This window comes from Psychrobacter sp. 1Y6, from assembly GCF_052258385.2.
Classification (GTDB): Bacteria; Pseudomonadota; Gammaproteobacteria; order Pseudomonadales; family Moraxellaceae; genus Psychrobacter.
The window spans coordinates 3,140,214-3,158,658 of record NZ_JBQQEW020000001.1 but is presented as its reverse complement, the minus strand read 5'-3'; the positions used below and the strand labels follow the sequence as shown (position 1 = coordinate 3,158,658).

17 protein-coding genes and 2 tRNA genes are annotated in these 18,445 nt (G+C 41.1%); 15 read left to right on the top strand and 4 right to left on the bottom strand.

The window, feature by feature from the left end; all coding sequences use genetic code 11:
* Positions 1–440 precede the first annotated feature (440 nt).
* Complete coding sequence (gene ppnP / locus ACTXGF_RS26895; protein WP_057757729.1) at positions 441–776, top strand: pyrimidine/purine nucleoside phosphorylase; 336 nt, start codon at positions 441–443, stop codon at positions 774–776.
* 223 nt (positions 777–999) lie between these two features.
* Positions 1,000–1,770 carry a 23S rRNA (guanosine(2251)-2'-O)-methyltransferase RlmB gene (rlmB, locus tag ACTXGF_RS26890; protein WP_102078746.1) on the top strand — a complete coding sequence of 257 codons (771 nt, stop codon included), beginning with the start codon at positions 1,000–1,002 and terminating at the stop codon, positions 1,768–1,770.
* Here rlmB and coaE read toward each other — a convergent pair.
* The 4 genes from coaE to pilB form a co-directional block, all read right to left on the bottom strand.
* On the bottom strand, positions 1,733–2,419 hold the full coding sequence (gene coaE / locus ACTXGF_RS26885) for a dephospho-CoA kinase (RefSeq protein WP_379543487.1): 687 nt from the start codon (positions 2,417–2,419) through the stop codon (positions 1,733–1,735). The two genes, rlmB and coaE, sit on opposite strands and share 38 nt — an antisense overlap.
* Before the next feature lie 129 nt (positions 2,420–2,548).
* Entirely contained in the window at positions 2,549–3,448 is a 900-nt protein-coding gene (locus tag ACTXGF_RS26880; RefSeq protein WP_443533599.1) for a prepilin peptidase, read from the bottom strand.
* Positions 3,449–3,455: 7 nt separating this feature from the next.
* On the bottom strand, positions 3,456–4,679 hold the full coding sequence (locus tag ACTXGF_RS26875; protein WP_134292256.1) for a type II secretion system F family protein: 1,224 nt from the start codon (positions 4,677–4,679) through the stop codon (positions 3,456–3,458).
* 220 nt (positions 4,680–4,899) lie between these two features.
* Positions 4,900–6,615: a type IV-A pilus assembly ATPase PilB gene (gene pilB, locus ACTXGF_RS26870; RefSeq protein WP_443533121.1), complete on the bottom strand. Its 1,716-nt coding sequence runs from the start codon at positions 6,613–6,615 to the stop codon at positions 4,900–4,902.
* Positions 6,616–7,015: 400 nt separating this feature from the next.
* On the opposite strand from pilB, the gene tpiA reads away from it, so the two are divergent.
* The 13 genes from tpiA (at position 7,016) to rpsO (ending at position 18,017) form a co-directional block, all read left to right on the top strand.
* Positions 7,016–7,828, top strand: coding sequence for a triose-phosphate isomerase (gene tpiA, locus ACTXGF_RS26865; protein ID WP_443533123.1), 813 nt, complete (start codon positions 7,016–7,018; stop codon positions 7,826–7,828).
* 214 nt (positions 7,829–8,042) lie between these two features.
* Positions 8,043–8,351, top strand: coding sequence for a preprotein translocase subunit SecG (gene secG, locus ACTXGF_RS26860; RefSeq protein WP_021814138.1), 309 nt, complete (start codon positions 8,043–8,045; stop codon positions 8,349–8,351).
* A gap of 141 nt (positions 8,352–8,492) precedes the next feature.
* Positions 8,493–8,576 (top strand) — tRNA-Leu (locus ACTXGF_RS26855).
* A 122-nt stretch (positions 8,577–8,698) separates the two neighbouring features.
* Positions 8,699–8,775: transfer RNA gene (locus ACTXGF_RS26850), tRNA-Met, on the top strand.
* A gap of 450 nt (positions 8,776–9,225) precedes the next feature.
* The gene (rimP, locus tag ACTXGF_RS26845; RefSeq protein ID WP_057757748.1) at positions 9,226–9,726 is read left to right on the top strand and encodes a ribosome maturation factor RimP; all 501 of its coding nucleotides are present in this window, start codon (positions 9,226–9,228) and stop codon (positions 9,724–9,726) included.
* Positions 9,727–9,860: 134 nt separating this feature from the next.
* Positions 9,861–11,345 (top strand): transcription termination factor NusA, encoded by a 1,485-nt coding sequence (gene nusA, locus ACTXGF_RS26840; RefSeq protein ID WP_443533125.1) that lies wholly within the window; start codon positions 9,861–9,863, stop codon positions 11,343–11,345.
* A gap of 148 nt (positions 11,346–11,493) precedes the next feature.
* Complete coding sequence (gene infB, locus ACTXGF_RS26835) at positions 11,494–14,220, top strand: translation initiation factor IF-2 (RefSeq protein ID WP_201547504.1); 2,727 nt, start codon at positions 11,494–11,496, stop codon at positions 14,218–14,220.
* Positions 14,221–14,421: 201 nt separating this feature from the next.
* Complete coding sequence (locus ACTXGF_RS26830; RefSeq protein WP_102078739.1) at positions 14,422–14,811, top strand: ribosome-binding factor A; 390 nt, start codon at positions 14,422–14,424, stop codon at positions 14,809–14,811.
* A 9-nt stretch (positions 14,812–14,820) separates the two neighbouring features.
* A complete protein-coding gene (gene truB / locus ACTXGF_RS26825; RefSeq protein WP_443533127.1) occupies positions 14,821–15,912 on the top strand; it encodes a tRNA pseudouridine(55) synthase TruB in 1,092 nt (363 codons plus the stop codon).
* Between the two features lie 383 nt (positions 15,913–16,295).
* A complete protein-coding gene (locus ACTXGF_RS26820) occupies positions 16,296–16,820 on the top strand; it encodes a type 1 glutamine amidotransferase domain-containing protein (RefSeq protein ID WP_102091361.1) in 525 nt (174 codons plus the stop codon).
* Between the two features lie 97 nt (positions 16,821–16,917).
* Positions 16,918–17,079, top strand: a complete 162-nt coding sequence (locus ACTXGF_RS26815; RefSeq protein WP_443533129.1) for a hypothetical protein — start codon at positions 16,918–16,920, stop codon at positions 17,077–17,079.
* A 112-nt stretch (positions 17,080–17,191) separates the two neighbouring features.
* Positions 17,192–17,368 (top strand): hypothetical protein, encoded by a 177-nt coding sequence (locus ACTXGF_RS26810; RefSeq protein ID WP_443533131.1) that lies wholly within the window; start codon positions 17,192–17,194, stop codon positions 17,366–17,368.
* 382 nt (positions 17,369–17,750) lie between these two features.
* Positions 17,751–18,017, top strand: a complete 267-nt coding sequence (rpsO, locus tag ACTXGF_RS26805; protein ID WP_045443035.1) for a 30S ribosomal protein S15 — start codon at positions 17,751–17,753, stop codon at positions 18,015–18,017.
* Positions 18,018–18,445: the final 428 nt, after the last annotated feature.

Genomic DNA, 18,445 nt, shown 5'->3' with positions numbered 1-18,445 from the left:
TATCTAAGTTAGTGGCCTAGCATCTGCCTAGAAAAACACCAAATAAATATTAAATGAGTGAATGGTTACTTGTCATCAAATAGAATTTTCCTAGCCGCTTTAACAAACTTTATAGATATAATGTGGTAGCATAATCTCACATAATGATAAACTCTTCTTATGAGTTTGATGCGCTATGCAACCTAATAACAAGTCATAATTTTGTAAAATTGTAGGCGTATAGTGGTAAAAAACATGCCACTCTATCATTATTCAAAAGCGTTTTCATGGAACCTGTGGCTACCTTTAGCGCGCAGATATCTACTATAGAGGGATAAGGTGCCTAAAGCAGGCATATTTGCTTACTGGTCACGTATTTGAAGCCCAGTGCAACTCTGTCAGTACTTTAACCCGTTACTTATTTTTTAGTTTTGCCATAATTATTTGATAAGGAAGCCACTATGACAGCGGCGCAATTTACTAACGTAACAGTTAATGCCCAAGCGACAGTATCCTATGATGGTCGCTGCTCAAGCCATACCATTATGTTTGAGGATGGTCGCCATAAAACGCTAGGCGTTATCTTACCTTGTGACAACTTGGTTGAGCATTATCACTTTAGCACCAACACTTCTGAGCGTATCGAAATCACCAGTGGTGAGTGTGAAGTGAAGATCAATGGTGACGATGAATTCAGCTACTACCGTGCAGGTCAATCATTTGTCGTTGAAGGCAATAGCGGTTTTAACCTACGTACTGAAGAGATTGTTCAATATGTCTGTCATCTAGAGGGCTGATATTATTAATAGGGCGCTTGAGCTTTATTATTCTAGCGCCTGTTCTATCACACATTAATGTTTCGAGAAAATAAACAATATCGGATTGGTATTGTTTATTTCTTTTTTGACGTTTGGTTTACTGTTCTCTTATCATCAATGAGCTATGACATTTAAAGCCGACGTTATCCTCTTTTATCCCGTCGCCTAATGCGATATCCACTTTATATTTAGTAGGCCTATTATGGCAAAACCCATTTATTTTTACGGCATTCATGCCATTGATGCATTACTTGAACATCGTCCTCTTGATGGCCTTAGCTTGTTTGTGCAGCAAGGGCGCGAGAGTGACAGTCATGTACAAGCTATCATGGCCGAAGCGGAAGCAAACGGCATTAGCATTCAACCAACCCAAAAAGACAAGCTAACGCAATTATGTGGCAGTCCGCAGCATCAAGGCGTGGTGCTCAATGCTCGTCCGTTAGGTTTCGCTGATGAAGGTTTGCTTGATACTATTATTGGCCGTGAACAGTGCTTATTATTGGTACTAGATCAAATTACTGATGCACATAACTTTGGCGCCTGCCTACGTACCGCCGTGGCGATGGGTGTGGATGCAGTGGTTTGTCCAAAACACCATGCAGCGAGTCTAACGCCAACAGTCGCTAAAGTATCGGTTGGCGCAGCAGAGATGATGCCGATCGTCAGCGTTACGAACTTGGCACGCACGTTGTCGCAAATCAAAAATGCAGGCGTTTTCGTATTTGGTACGGCACTTAGTGAAGAGGCTAAGCCAATACATGCCGCTGACCTAACTGGAAAGACTGCTATCATTATGGGTTCAGAAGGAGAGGGTATGCGTCGCCTGACAATGGAGAGCTGTGATGAGTTGGTTTATATTCCAATGTCAGGAAACGAGCATGGTAATCTACAAAGCCTAAATGTGAGTGTTGCTACTGGCATGGCATTGTATGAGGTTAATCGCCAGCGAACTTTAGCTGCTGGGCAAGCGTAAGATACTCTTGATGTAAAGGTTCTAGTTGTAGATATAGAGAGGCAAGGTCGCTCTCATTGAGTATGACATTGTCTGCATGACGATTACGCTCTTCACGACTCAGCTGATTGGTCATAATGGCCTTAATCTTTTGTATGCTTTGATCATCACGCTGACTGGCACGCGCAAGCTGCGTATCTTCGGTGGCATCCATGACTAAAATACGTTGACATAAATTGGCCAGTCCTGCTTCTGCCGCCTCTATAAGTAGGGGCGCAGACAAGATTATATACGGTGAAGTACTAGCATCTAGCTGTGCTTTTGCTGTCTCACGTATCGCTGGATGAGTGATGGCTTCAAGCTCAATCAACGCTTCAGGATTTGCAAATACGTGTGTACGTACAGCAGCCCTATCCATGACACCATCATCCGTCAATATCCAATCACCAAATTTTTTCTGAATTTTCTGCAGGGTGACGCTACCTTTAGCGACAGTCTCATGGGCGATTACGTCTGCATCAATAATATCGATGCCTTGCTCAGCAAACCAAGCACTAGCGGCAGATTTGCCACTACCGATACCACCCGTCAAACCAACCACAAGCTTCTTATTTTTTGGTTGCGTAGTTTGTGGTTGGTGTGAATAAGAGTGTGATGTATTTTTTGACATAATAATGGCTTATCTGACAGATAGAACAATGAATGCAGCTATAAACTCACAATTGGCCTTTTAAGGCTTCGTTCATAAGTCACTGCCGAAAATTTCCTACAATAATCTAGTGTACGCTATCAGTTATTATTAGACATACATACCAAGATACCAACTGACGATATCTGAGCCGTATAATAAGGCAACAATACCTGCAATAGCGATATAAGGGCCGAAAGCAAAAGGTCGGCTTTCACCCTGTTTTTTCATCAAGATTAATCCAGCGATAGAGCCGAGTAAAGATGATAGTAGAATAATCAAAGGTAACATCATAGGTCCAAGCCAAGCACCTAATACTGCCAATAGTTTAAAATCCCCTTGACCCATTCCATGTTTCTTAGTGATTAAATAAAACACTTTGACTACTATCCATAGCGATAAAAACCCAAGTAGTAATCCCCATATCGACTGTGTTGGTGAGACGAACCAGCTTTGTGAGTTTACCGCCAACCCTAAGCCTGCCAAAGGAAAAGTTAGACGATCAGGTAGTAACTGTGTGTCAAAGTCGATACCTGTTAGAGCAACCAGTGTCCATACTAAAACCAATGCGGACAAGCCTGTAGTACTTACCCCAAACTTATATATTACTAATACGGATAGGATGGCAGTTACTAGCTCAACGAGAGGATAACGCAGACCGATAGCCGCTTTGCAGCTTGAACAGCGTCCGCGTAGTAATAGCCAGCTTATTAAAGGGATATTTTCATACCACTTAATTTTATGTGCGCAATGAGGACAGCGTGAGGCAGGTCGACTTAAAGTAATTGGTTGGTCAGTAGCGGCAATATTTGCTATGGGTAGCGTATGCTCGCGTGGCATATCTGCCTGTTCAGACATAAATTGGCTACACTCTTGTCTCCAACCATAGACCATCATCAGCGGTATGCGATGAATCACAACATTTAAAAAACTGCCAACACAAAGACCTAATAGGCCAAATACGAACAAAGCTAAGGCGATATTTTCTTGTAGTAACTGTATAAATTGCATCAAATCATTATCCTACTACTGCGCCCATTTGGAAGATTGGCAAGTACATTGCAATGACTAGGCCACCAATTAATACACCCAATACCGACATAATGAGTGGCTCCATCAAGCTAGTTAGACCATCAACAGCGTTATCAACTTCATTCTCATAGTAGACAGCGACTTTGTCTAGCATTTCTTCTAAGCTACCAGACTCTTCGCCAATGCCAACCATTTGAATAGCTAAACTTGGGAACAAATTGGTAGATCGTATAGAGAACTGTAATTGCTGACCAGTAGATACATCACTCTTAATTTGCTGAGTGGCGTTGTAAAAAACAACATTATTGGTCGCACCAGCAGTAGAATCTAAGGCATCGATAAGCGGCACACCAGCAGCAAAAGTTGTAGATAGCGTACGAGCGAAACGAGCAATAATTGCCTGATAAGCAATATTTCCAAATATCGGAGCCTTTAGCGTAGCCCGATCCAAAAAGTCACGGAACTTTTTAGAGCGCTTTTTAGCCTCAGTGAAGCTAATAATTGATCCACCAATGACAATAATCAAAATAAACCACCATGCCTGCATCCATTCAGACATCGCGACTACCATCTGAGTAAAAGCAGGTAATTCCGCTCCAAATGATTCAAATAATCCAGAGAATACAGGTACTACCTTTACGAGCAAAATTATAGTGACAATGATAGCAACTACGATAACAGCAATAGGGTACTTCATCGCCTTTTTGATTTTTGCTTTTAGAAGCTCACTCTTTTCTTTGTAAGTAGCGACTCGTTCAAGCATCGTCTCAAGTGCACCTGATTGTTCACCAGATTCAACAAGTGAGCAAAATAAGTCGTCAAAGTAGCGGGGGTGTTTGCGCAACGCAGAAGCAAACGTACCACCCGCCTCGATATCCGCTTTTATTTGCAGTACTAAGTCTTTCATACTCGGGTTGTCGAGGGAGTCGGCGACAATTTCGAAAGATTGTGTTAATGGCACGCCTGCTTTCATCATTGTTGCTAATTGCCGAGCGAAAATGGCAATATCAATGGCTTTAATGGCTTTTTTAAAGGTATAAAGTGGTTTTGGTTTTTTCTTAATCCCTTTAACTGTGATACCTTGTTTACGTAGGGTCGCTTTTGCCAGCTCTAAACTACGACTGGTAGTTTCGCCTTTAACTTTCTGTCCGCGTCGATTCACACCGTCGTAAACAAAATCTAACAACATATCAGTCTTAGCTTTTGCCATATTACTACCCTCAAAATAGTCCAATATATATTGTAAATTTACAATAGAATACCAGACTTAAGATACCAGTCAGGCATACTTTATTTTAGCGTAAAAAACCAGTGTATATCTGTTTTATTTTTAAAGATATACGATAGAAAATGTTGCTAGTTTATAAATTGCTTAACAACTACAAGTTAAATCGCCAAGAAATAGCAGATACATTCTACGTTTTTATTTATTATTCAGAAGTCACCCGCATCATTTCTTGAATACTTGTGACACCTTGCAACACTTTTAAAATCCCAGAACGACGCAAATCGCGGAAACCATTTTTAATGGCAGCGTCTTTAATATCTATTGCATTACCATCTTCCATAATAATGCGTGAAATATCAGGGCTGACTTTCATAACTTCATAGATGCCCACACGACCTTTATAACCTTCACGGCATTCATTACAGCCGACTGGTTCATAAATAACATTATCAGTGTTGTCTAGATCAGTATCAGTAAAACCAATCTCTAATAAGCTCTGACGCGGTATGCTAATAGGTTTTTTACAGTTCTTACAAAGACGTCGTGCCAATCGTTGGGCAATAACTAGGTTGACTGATGTGGCAATGTTGAAGGAGGCGACGCCCATATTGCGTAGACGCGTTAATGTTTCAGGTGCCGAGTTGGTATGCAAGGTAGAAAGAACCATATGACCTGTCTGCGCCGCTTTAATAGCAATCTCAGCAGTCTCAAGGTCACGAATCTCACCGACCATGACAATATCAGGATCTTGACGTAAAAAAGACTTGAGCGCATTGGCAAACGTCAGACCAACTTTGGCATTGACATTGACTTGGTTAATCCCTTCAAGGTTAATTTCGACTGGATCTTCAGCTGTTGAGATATTGGTTGCGCCAGTATTCAAGATATTGATACCAGTGTAAAGGGAGACAGTCTTACCAGAACCAGTAGGGCCAGTGATAAGCAACATGCCTTGTGGTTTGTGTAATGCTTCTAAAAACATTTCCTGCTGATCTGGTTCATAGCCCAATGCATCAATACCTAGCATGGCTGATGATGGGTCAAGGATACGCAAAACAAGCTTTTCACCGAATAACGTCGGTAATGAGTTTACCCGGAAATCAATCGCTTTATTTTTAGAAATTTTTAGTTTAATACGCCCATCTTGTGGTACCCGACGTTCTGAGATATCCATCTGAGACATGACCTTTAAGCGTGCTGCAATTTTATTCGCAAGTTGAACCGGTGGATTGGCCATTTTTTGCATGACGCCATCGACACGAAATCGTACTCTGAAAGATTTTTCGTATGGCTCGAAATGTAAATCAGAAGCACCCATACGGATAGCATCGACTAGCATTTTATTGACGAATTTTACGACAGGTGCTTCATCGACGCCGTCGTTCAGCTGAGTTTCGCCATCCTCTTTATCTTCATCACCGTCTTCAAAGCCAACATTTAAATCACTATCAGAGAAGCTATCAAAGCTTTGCATCGTATCTGCATATGCACTTTCTATACGCTTTTTGAGCTTATTTTCTTCGACAACAATGGTTTCTATCGACAGTCGAGAGTTAAAGGCTATTGCATCAATAGCATCAACGCGTGTGGGATCACTCAGCGCGACAAACAGTCGTTGTCCTCGTTTAAAGAGTGGTAATGCATTAAACTTGCGAACGATTTTTTCATCCACCAAGTCTTTTGGAATAACATCAATGTTTAATGCATCAAGATCAAATAGAGGGTCGCCGAAAGCTTGGGATAGCATTTGGGCAAGTTGATAAGCATCGGCCAATTTATTGTCTACCAGATAAGGTACCAGTCCTATTTGCTGCTGTTGCGACTCAGTCTGTGCCGTCTTCATATTCGCTTCGCTAACGACACCGTCGCTAATAAGTTGCTGCGCTAGACCACCATACTTACTGGTTGCGATAGACATTGTAACCTCTCCTTTGATACAAAATATTCTGTAGAACTGCTTTATATTGCACGCTATATACTTGTCGTTGCTAGTCGATAAATCGCTTGAACTATATTGCTTTGTTTATCTTATCTGACTGCATATCTATATATAGAACCAGCAATAATATTTGATTTTATAAACTCTGTATTTCATCAACTCTGTAGTATAGAACTTTACTTTAGTTTGAAAAAATTATATATACCATTAGACGACTAGCTCGTAAAAATAATGGTCTATTGATACATTGTCTGTAGATAAGTTTGCAGTAGTGATTATGCTCATGGTGGCACGCTACTATAGCACTTACGAATTATTTGTTATACTGACGCGCATATTAGCCGAATTGGCATGAATACATGAAACAAGGTAAATAAGTATGCAAGCTTGGGTAATTGGCAATTGGAAACAGAATCCTGCGACTAACAGTGCTGTCAATGCACTATTGGACGACTTATTGACTAAAGTTAATACTGAAGAACAAGCTAACTTGCAGGCGTCAAAAAATCGCTGTAAATTAATGGTAGCGCCAAGTTGTGTTCATTTAAGTACAGTGAGTACGCGTCTAGCAGATAGCTCAATACTCTGTGCCGCACAGGACGTTAGTACTTATAGTGCAAGTACAGGAGCCTATACGGGTGACTGCTCAGCACAGCAGGTAGCAGATGCAGGTGCTACTTGGACGCTACTTGGCCACTCTGAGCGTCGTCAATATCACCAAGAGTCTCATGATTGCCTGATAAGTAAATTGTCTCATGCTTTTTCTCAGAACTTAGGCGTAGTGTTTTGCATCGGCGAAACGCAAGAGCAGTATGACAATGGTCAAACACTCGACGTTATCAATGAGCAACTCTCGGTTATTAAGGATTTACTGACTCAGCAGCCAGATTTGGCATCATCGTTATCTGAAAAGCTGCTCGTCGCTTACGAACCTGTATGGGCAATTGGTACAGGTAAAGTGCCTACTGTGGCAGAAGTGAGTAAAACTCATCAGTATATCAAGCAGACGATTGCAAGCTTTGCTGATATAACAGATACGATTACCGTATTGTATGGCGGTAGTGTTAATGCTGATAATGCCAATAGCTTTGCTTCTGACGCTATGATTGATGGCGCGTTAGTGGGCGGCGCTTCGTTAAAAGCAGAGAGCTTTCTAGCGATTGCCGACGCCTTCAACCAAGCTAATGCTTAAATGAATAAATAACGCTCAGATATCAAGATCATAGCTTATAGAGAGTATGGTTTTATCGGTTGGTAAAAGTAGGTTTAACACTGCCCTTGCAATCGTGTACAATGCGCCTTATTTATATAGTCGATTTGGCATTTGATCATGCCGATTGTCATTCTATTAACCTTACGTTTTATTTTCCGTTATCAGTCGTCATTACGCGGCAAAAGAGGCCACCATGTTTACGTTTATATTAGCCCTGCATATTATTGTGGCCATTGCCATGATCGGCTTGATTCTGATACAGCATGGTAAAGGGGCAGACGCTGGAGCTTCTTTTGGTGCCGGTTCATCAGGTACCGTGTTTGGCGCAGCAGGTACTGCTAATTTCTTGACGCGTGCTACGGCAGTACTAACGGTCATATTTTTTATTACTAGTATGACGCTTGCTGTTCATGCGCGTAAGCAAGCAGAAGATCAGTTTCGTTTAGATGCGCCAGTTTCAGCACCGCAAACGCCGCGTCCATTGACTCAAAATCCTGAGTAAGCCTCTTTTAAGTAGGCAGCGCTTGCTATTTTGGTAGGTTAGATTTACAATGCTTTCCTGTTTTCGCAACTCCTGTTCTATAGGTGCCTACCTTAAGCATCATTGATTATAGACTGGATGATAGAAGCAGAGCAGTACAATGCGATTGTGGTGGAATGGTAGACACGCCATCTTGAGGGGGTGGTGGCGAAAGCTGTGGGGGTTCAAGTCCCCCCAATCGCACCAAGTTTTACAGACGCAGCATAGCGTCAGGTTGGATTTTTAGCAGATAATACTTATTTTATAATTAATTTAAAAAAGTATTGACACTTCTACGAAACCTCCCTATAATATGCGTTCTAGATTGATGCGGGGTGGAGCAGTCTGGTAGCTCGTCGGGCTCATAACCCGAAGGTCGTTGGTTCAAATCCAGCCCCCGCTACCACTTTTTATACTGATGTTTTGTACACTAAATTTGTCAGTACCGATTAGCCCACCATTATGTTTGTGGGTTTTTTTGTATCTGAAGGTCAGTGTTATCGCGGTATCTATCCTACTTATGCTAAGCTCTAAGTCTATAGAGTACGATATTACTCGTCACTGGTCATCATCGGCCGCTACCGGCACGATGCTTCTTAAGCAACACTATCTTTTATTCCTCATACTTTTATCGATAGTAGTGCTTTATAAATAATAAAAGCATTGTTTGGCCGAGCTTGATGTTTTTTACGCTCGTCCCTATATAAATGCACAATATGTATCATATATTTGTGATTTAAAATTATATACTGACCGTGATTCTTATCATCATAAGATTGCTATATAGATAAGAGTCAATCTTTAATACGGTTTACTAAGTACGATAGATAAGTGAATAGGAAAATACAAAGAGATTATGAAGCTTTCGACTAAAGTTGCAGAACTGACTAATATTATTGCCCCTGCCGTGGCCGCTTGTGATGTGTCGCTATGGGGTATCGAGTTTGCGCCACAAGGTCGTCGCTCTTTACTACGTATCTATATTGAGGCATTGCCGGAAGAGCAAGCCCAAGATAAACAAGTAACGATTGAAGACTGCGCGGCAGTAAACCACCAAGTAAGCGGTATCTTAGAAGTTCATGATCCTATCGCTGGTGAGTACATCTTAGAAGTATCTTCACCTGGTTTTGATCGTGCGTTTTTCTCAGATGAGCAAATGCATGCGTATGTTGGTCAAACTGTGAGCTTGCGTCTGATTCAAGCTATCGGTACAGGCGATCAAAAACGTCGTAAAGCCACAGGTACTTTAGATAGTATTGATGAAAACTCTTTAAAACTGACGTCAAGTGATGGCGAGCAGTTTGAGATTGCATTAAGTAATATTGATAAAGCCAATTTGATTTATGAAGATGCCTAGATTTTTACTAGGGTAACTGTTTATAGATAGACAGTTTTATCTTCAATAGCTTACGTGGCTTATAGTAACTATATAATAGCAGCACCCAAATTATAAAATTTAAGTCAATTAAAAAATGATAGGACAGGTATAGCATGAGTCGTGAAATCTTAACGGTAGTAGAAACTGTCAGTAATGAAAAGGGCTTAAATCCTGAAGATATCTTTGAAGCAATTGAAGACGCTTTAGTGGTATCGACTAAGAAGAAAGTATATACCGAGCAGCCAGAAGTGGCTGTACGGGTAGCGATCGACCGTGCAACTGGCGATTACGATACTTATCGTTACTGGACAGTGGTTGCAGATGAAGACCATGAAATGCCAGCTTGTCAGCTTGCTATCACCGATCTTGATCAGGAAGAATGGTCAATTGGTGATATTAAAGAAGAGCAAATTGAGTCAATCGAATTTGGTCGTATTGCTGCTACTCAAGCCAAACAGGTTATCATCCAAAAGATTCGTGAAGCTGAGCGTGCACTAGTTGCAGATGCTTTCGAGCCACGTGTTGGTGAGATGATGTATGGCGAAGTCAAAAAACAGACTCGTGATGGCTATATCATAGATTTGGGTGACAATGCCGAAGGTTATTTGTCACGTGATCAAATGTTGCCACGCGAACAACTCCGTGCAAAATCACGTATCAACGCTATCTTGTACCATGTAAACCGTGAAAACCGCGGTGCACAGTTACTGTTATCTCGCACGCATCCTGAAATGCTATCAGCATTGATGCAAAAAGAAGTGCCTGAGATTGCAGAACAAATTATCGAAATTCGTAACGTCGCTCGTTTGCCAGGCACCCGTGCTAAAATAGCCGTGAAGACTAACGATCATCGTATTGACCCAGTTGGTGCCTGTATTGGTATGCGTGGTACGCGTATCCAAGCAGTACAGCAAGAGTTAGACGGTGAGCGTATTGATGTCGTGGTATGGTCAGATGATCCGGCCCAGTTCATCATCAGCTCTCTAGAGCCTGCTGACGTAAGCAGTATCATTTTAGATGAAGATACACAAACAGCAGATATTATCTTTAGCACCAATGATCAATTGGCGCGTGCTATTGGCTCACAAGGTCAAAACGTACGTCTAGCGTCTGAGTTGACAGGCTATAAGCTTAATATGATGCTCGAAGAAGAGTATCAGCAACGTCAACAAAACGAATCAAAAGCGTTTATTGAATTATTCTATGAGCGCCTAGAAGTAGATAAAGATTTAGCACAGGCATTGGTTGATATTGGTTTTACCAGTATCGAAGAAGTTGCCTATGTACCAGTTGAGACTTTCTATGATATCGAAGGTCTAGACGATGAAGCGATTGATATGATTCAAGAGCGCGCTAAAGAAGTTGTCATCGCTGATGAACTGGTCAAACAACAGAACATGAAAGAGCCAAGTCAAGAGCTTCAAGAGCTTGAAGGTATGACAGTCAGTTGGGCTTATAAAATGGCGCAAAAAGACATCATTACTATTGATGACTTGGCAGAACAAGCCGTCTTCGATCTAGAAGATATCGAAGGATTAGACTCTGAAACTGCAGGAAAACTCATCATGAAAGCTCGGGAATCTTGGTTCGATGAATAAGCGGTAACTGCATATCGCTGTCTTTTGGTGATATGCTATTGAGAATAAAGCGCTGATATCTATTTATAAGTATCAGCCTTAACCCAATCATTTGTAGCCAACAACTGAATTGAACATATAGCAAATAATAGACAGTAGGTGATAATAAATGGCAGATAAGACCGTCAAAGAACTGGCAGAAATGGTAGGCAAAACTACAGATGCTGTAAAGCAGCAATTAGTAGATGCTGGCCTGCCTGCTCGCGCAGAGGATGACCTAGTCACCGAGCTTGAGCAAGAAAAGCTGGTGACGTATTTAAAGCAAAGTCATGGTCAACAAGAAAAGCGTCGTATTAGTCTTAAATCTAAGACGACCAGTACTGCACGTGTGACCGGCTCTTCTGGTAAATCTAAGAGCGTCAATGTAGAAGTGCGTAAAAAGAAAGTATTCGAAAAGCCTGATCCAGAAAAAATGGCTGAAGAGCTAGCCGCTCGTGAGCAGGCTCTGGTTGAGTCTCAAGAACGTGCAGCAAAAGAAGCTGAAGAACGCGCCGCTACTAAGAAAAAAGCGGAAGAGCGTCAAGCAGCAACGCTAGCAGCAATGCGCGCAAGCTTAGGCTCTAGCAAAAAATCAGACGACAAAAACGATGATATTTCTACATCAGTTGTCGTCAAAAAAGGCGGTAAAGCGACTGCTGAAGTTAAGCCTAAAGAACAGCCGAAGAAGAAAGTTGCTGCAACCAAGCCTAAAGTTGAAACCGCTGCTGAACGTAAAGCTCGCGAGACTCGTGAGAAAGAAGAAGCGCGTCTGCGTGAAATCGAACTAGAAACCCGCCGCACACAAGCTGAAGAAGCGCAAAAGCGTACACTTGAGCAAATGCGCAAAATGGCTGGTAAATATACAGATCGTGAGCCTGTTACTGAAGTACGTAAAGATGAGCCATTGGCTGAAGGTTTGGTCGGTGATGCACTAGAAGAGTCTTTCGAAAAAGAGCGTCGCGAAATCAAACGTGGTTCGAATAGTACTGGCACTCGTGGTCGTCGTCGTAAGAACCAAGATGAACGCGAAATCAAAAACCGTAAAAACGGTTTGCGTTCAACTCAAGCATCACAGCATAAGTTTGAAAAACCTGTCGAAAAAATCGTCTATGATGTCGAGATTAGTGAGCAAATTTCAGTTGCCGATCTTGCACAGCGTATGGCGGTTAAAGCTCGCGAAGTAACCAAATTACTTATGAAAATGGGTGAAATGGCTCGTGAGTCAGATACGATTGATCAAGCAACCGCAAGTTTGCTTGTTGAAGAAATGGGTCACAACCCAGTACCAGTTAGTGATACTAAAGTTGAAGACGACTTACAGTACGCAGTTGATGAGCGTAGTAGTAACATTCAAACTCGTCCACCAGTAGTAACTATCATGGGTCACGTCGATCATGGTAAGACCTCACTACTAGATAAAATTCGTGAAACGAAAGTTGCGAATGGTGAAGCGGGCGGCATTACACAGCATATCGGTGCTTACCATGTAAAAACTGATCGCGGTGTTATTACTTTCCTTGATACTCCAGGTCACGCAGCGTTTAGCGCAATGCGTTCACGTGGTGCTCAAGCGACTGATATCGTTGTATTGGTTGTTGCAGCTGACGATGGCATGATGCCACAAACAGCAGAAGCAATTGATCATGCACGTGCAGCTGGTACGCCAATCATTGTTGCTATCAACAAAATGGATAAGCCAGGTGCTGATCCTGACCGTGTTCTTAATGAATTAACGACGAAAGAAGTTGTTTCAGAAGAATGGGGCGGCGATACACCAATGGCTCGTATTTCAGCCAAAACAGGCGAAGGTATCGAAGACTTACTAGAATTTATTAGCTTGCAAGCTGAGCTAATGGAACTAGAAGCGCCATTAGACGGTGCTGCTCAGGGTGTGGTTATTGAGTCAAGACTTGAAAAAGGTCGTGGCCCTGTCGTTAGTGTCCTAGTGAAAAAAGGGACATTAAAACAAGGCGACTTGGTTCTAGCTGGTGAGCACTATGGTAAAGTTCGTGCATTAACAGACGAGCATGGCCAACGTATCAAATCAGCTGGTCCTTCTATTCCTGTAGAGATTTTAGGTCTGCCTGAAACACCTGCTGCTGGTAGTGAGTTCCTAGTTGTAACGGATGAGAAAAAAGCTCGTGAAGTTGCGGACTTTAGAACCAACCGTGAGCGTGAACGTCAACTTGAGCGTCAGAACGCCATGCGTTTAGAAAGCATGTTTGATCAGATGGGCCAAGGCGATGTGTCATTCTTGAATATCGTACTAAAAACAGACGTACGTGGTTCACTTGAAGCACTACTAGCTGCCCTAAATGAACTGTCTACTGACGAAGTAAAAGTCAGAGTGATCAGTTCAGGCGTTGGTCCTATCTCTGAGTCTGATGTAACCCTTGCAGAATCTAGTGAAGCGGTACTATTAGGATTCAACGTTCGTGCAGATGCTACCGCACGCCGTAAAGCAGATACTGCTAACATGGATATTCGCTACTATAGCGTAATCTATGGTTTGATCGATGATGTGAAATCAGCAATGAGCGGTATGCTTGCTCCTGAACATCGCGAGAAAATCCTTGGTGTTGCAGACGTTCGTGAAGTATTCCGTTCTAGTAAGTTCGGTGCTGCTGCTGGTTGTATGGTGGTCGAAGGTACAATCTATCGCAACAAACCTATCCGCGTATTGCGTGATGACCAAGTTATCTTTACTGGTCAATTGCAATCATTGCGTCGTTATAAAGAAGACGTTAATGAAGTACGTACTGGTATGGAATGTGGTCTGGCCGTTCGTGGCTATGATGTTGAAGCTGGCGATAAGATCGAAGTCTTTGAAATCCAAGAGTTCGCACGTACTATCTAAAGCTGCTGTTCGATAGCAGAGTATGTATTAATGCAATATGCGTAACCCGCTGAGCTGTTTAGATACTTTGCTAATATTCAGCTGTACTTAGGCCTAACAGGTACATCCTGCTAGGCCTTTTTTAGCACATATTAGTGCAACATCTATTAATCAGCAGACTTATACAGTAATAAAATAAGCCCATTAAAGTAAGGTAACAACATGAACCAACGTTTACAAAGATTGTCGGATCAGATTCAGCGTGAGCTTGCTGTTCTTATTCGCGATGAAGTCAATGACCCTCGTCTAACGGGTTTTGTCACGATCTCTAGTGTCAAAGTTAGCCCAGATTTAGGCTATGCGGACGTCTATGTCACTATCATGGAGCCTGAGCTCAATGATGCTATGAACAAGACCAATCATGAAGAAAGCATTAAAGTATTGAATAAAGCGGCAGGATTCTTGCGTACGGAATTAAGCCATAGCTTAAAGACACGTACTACGCCGCGCCTACGTTTTCACTATGATGAAGTGACTGCTCGTGGTAACTACATGATGGACTTGATTAGTAAGGCCGTGACTAAAACTGAGCAAAACGAGAATGACGAGTAAATTATTATTATGTCTATAGCGTCTAAGCAAGTTGATAAACAAGCCAATATGACACCTGAAAAAGTAAAAGTTTCAGGTGTCATATTGGTGGATAAACCCAAAGGTATGACCTCGCAGCAAGTCGTATCAAAAGTGAAGTATTTATTTAAATCACCGATACACGATAGTAAAAAGGCAGGACATACAGGAACGCTTGATCCAATGGCAACTGGCCTGTTGCCTATTTGTTTGGGTGAAGCTACCAAGTTTAGCCATTATCAACTGGATGCTGATAAGTCTTACCAAGCGACTATCTTGTTAGGTAGCCAAACCGATACTGGTGATGCTGATGGTCAAATCGTAACGCAGGCATCTATTTCAGTATTCGACGAAGCATCATTGGCGACTATTGCCCAGCAGTTCTTGGGCGCTCAACAGCAGATACCCCCGATGTATTCAGCGCTAAAAAAAGATGGCAAAAAACTGTATGAATATGCTCGGGCTGGCATTGAGGTTGATAGACCGCCTAGAGATATTACGATTAAAGCAATCAATCTACAGATGATAGATGATACCCAGATTAATCTCACGGTTACTTGTACTAAAGGTACTTACGTACGTGTATTAGCGGAAGATATTGCAAAGCAGCTAGGTACGCTAGGACATTTGACGGCATTACGTCGTACACAAGTAGGGAACTTCAGCATTGATGATGCTATCGCTTTATCATCGTTAGAAGAGCATGGTTTAGAGGAGCGTCAAGCTTGTCTACTGCCTATCGATGCTTGTATTGATATCGATGCTGAACTGATGCTGACAGAGGAACAATGCGCCCGTGTACATATGGGGCAGCGCTTAAACGTATTTGATGAGCTAACAGGTAAGCTCAAAGACTATGTTACTAATATGGTTTCTAACCAGCTATCTAATAGTAGCTCTGTTAGTGTTGATGATAACGCTAGTACCAATGGTAAAGCTGATACTGGACTTGATGCGTCTCAGCTTTTAGAGCACGAAATACCTGTTGATATACGTTTACTCAACGAGCAGGGAGAGTTTCTCGGTTTGGGATCTGTGAGCTTAAACGGACGTCTACAACCTAAGAAATTGATTCAGCGCTAATAGTCACGTTTTCACCAATGTTACTTAAATAGAGAAATTATCACCTAACATTGGCCTGATTTACTAATAGTTTACACTAATCACATACCGTCACATTTTATTGCAGGTTTCGCCTATGGTGAAACCTGTTTTTTTTGTACTCTAGATTCATTAGATAGGGAATACTGAGTTAAAAAATAAAACGGATAAATATTATAAAAATAAAAAATTGCTATAAAGCAAATAATTAAAAATAGACAATCAAAAGAAAAAAGTAATGCAGAAAGGACGCATTTGGATAAAAATAAAATAGTTCAAAGGAAAACGTACTACTGAATAATAATAAAATTAGCTTATAAAAATATACTGGCTCACAAAACTAATAGATAAGAAAAAGGAAAGTTATGAAAACGATCGCTTTTTTACTACATAACCACTTCGAACAAGCAGAGTATGAAGACGTCAATAATCAGTTAAAAGACAAAGGCTACAAGACACTTCTTATAACAACAAATGATAAAAAAGAAGTGCAAGCCATGCAGCAAGACGTAGATAAAAGTGATACTTTTACTGCTGATATCTTTGCAGAAGATGCTAACGTCTCTGACTATGATGCGTTAGTTTTACCAGGTGGTACTGTGAACGCTGATACTATTCGTGGTAACGAAAAGGCTCATCAAATTATCAATGCTATTAATGAAGCAGGAAAGCCATTAGCTGTTATTTGTCATGCTCCTTGGGTTCTCATAAATACAGGTATTGCTAAAGGCAAAACCCTTACCGCTTACCCTACGTTGCAACTAGATTTAGAAAATGCTGGAGCAAACTACGTAGATAAGACAGTACAAGTAGATGGTAATCTTATTACCTCGCGTAACCCAGACGATATACCCAATTTCGTTGATGCCATAGATAAAGCATTATCTTAGAATTTTGATTTCTAACTAAACAAGTTCAATTAATTAAGTACTATTAAATCTCAACTCTGTACAACCAACATTCATAACCATAACTAAGGAAGATAATATGTCAAATTCTAATCCAAACGATACTAAACTTGAGCAACAACGTTCTGATTCAGCGGAAGCAGCACTTAAGAGTCAAACTGAAGACAATCATAGTGAAAACAGCGAAGCAGCAGCAGAACGTATCGCAGCTAACTTAGAAAACGTGAAAGAAGATAAGTAGGTTTTTAATATGCCACCTGTAATGGGTGGCATTGATATGTTTATAGTTTGCACGTCTTATGATCGATGAGTGCAACGACAGTTAGTCCAAAAATAATAATTCAGGAGCTAATATGAGTAATTCACCGAACAATATGGACGAGCAAGAAAAAGAGACTGAAAAGCTTGCAAAAGAAATCAATCCAAGTGAGCATACTGCCCCAGATAGTCTAGCGGAAGTGACTACTGCCGCGCCTCTTGAAGATGATGAACTAGGCGGCAATGCGAAAGAAGCTGATGTTAATAAATAGACTACTTAGGTAGGATGTTAATAGCTAGTTATCTATCAAATACTAGTTACCAGAGACCAAAGGTAGCTTTACAAGTATTATGAAAAACTGCTGCTAGTTCAGCAGTTTTTTGTTATAATTACCCCCACATTTAAATTAGGTTTTGAATGATGTACTGTAGTTAGCCCATTACTTTGATTAAGTAGTTCTATAGCTAAATGAAATGTACGATTCAAAACATACTAAATGGTTGTTAACTGAGCTTGTCGTACACTAGGTCAACTCTAGTAATGCAGGGTTGTCCTGAATGGCGTACAGGTTATTTTATTTATTATTCTATTGCTTTAATACTGACTCAAATTGCAGTCCGTTTTTAAAGTTTTTAGCATTGCCGGAGATATTTATGCTAACTAATACCGATCGTGAACAAATCATCGCTCAATACCAACGTGGCGAAAATGACACTGGTTCTCCAGAAGTTCAAGTAGCTTTGTTGAGTGCTCGTATCAATGATTTGCAGAACCACTTTAAAGCACACAAAGCTGACCATCATAGCCGTCGCGGTCTTATCCGTATGGTTAACACGCGTCGTAAACTGCTTGATTACTTAAAAGGTAAAGACCTTGGTCGTTACACTACTCTAATCAGCCAGTTAGGTCTACGTCGTTAATCTAACGACAATAGTACGAGTGGACGCTAAATTTTTTGCTAAACCGCTTGGAACTTGTTTGTTGTTATCGATAAAATAGATTTTTCTAAAAACGGTGTGGAATAGTTTCACGCCGTTTTTTTATGCTTATTCGTTTTAGATACTGTGCTCAAATAGTAAGAGTTATAACCCCTTCTATAGAATCGTTAAGAGGGATATTGGTATAAACTGTACTAACCAGGTCTCAAGTACGGTATTTTCTGACAATAATTGCGCTACTGTGCAATTAATTGGTCAATGGCTATAAATCACTGTAAAATAATGCCTTGTGAGTTTGATAGCGCATCTGCTACAGATATGGCGATTATTGTTAAGATATTCATTATTTGGCTTGGTAATCGGCGCAGATAGCTGATATTTGAGAGCCTAGAAAATAGCCTGTAGGGTTT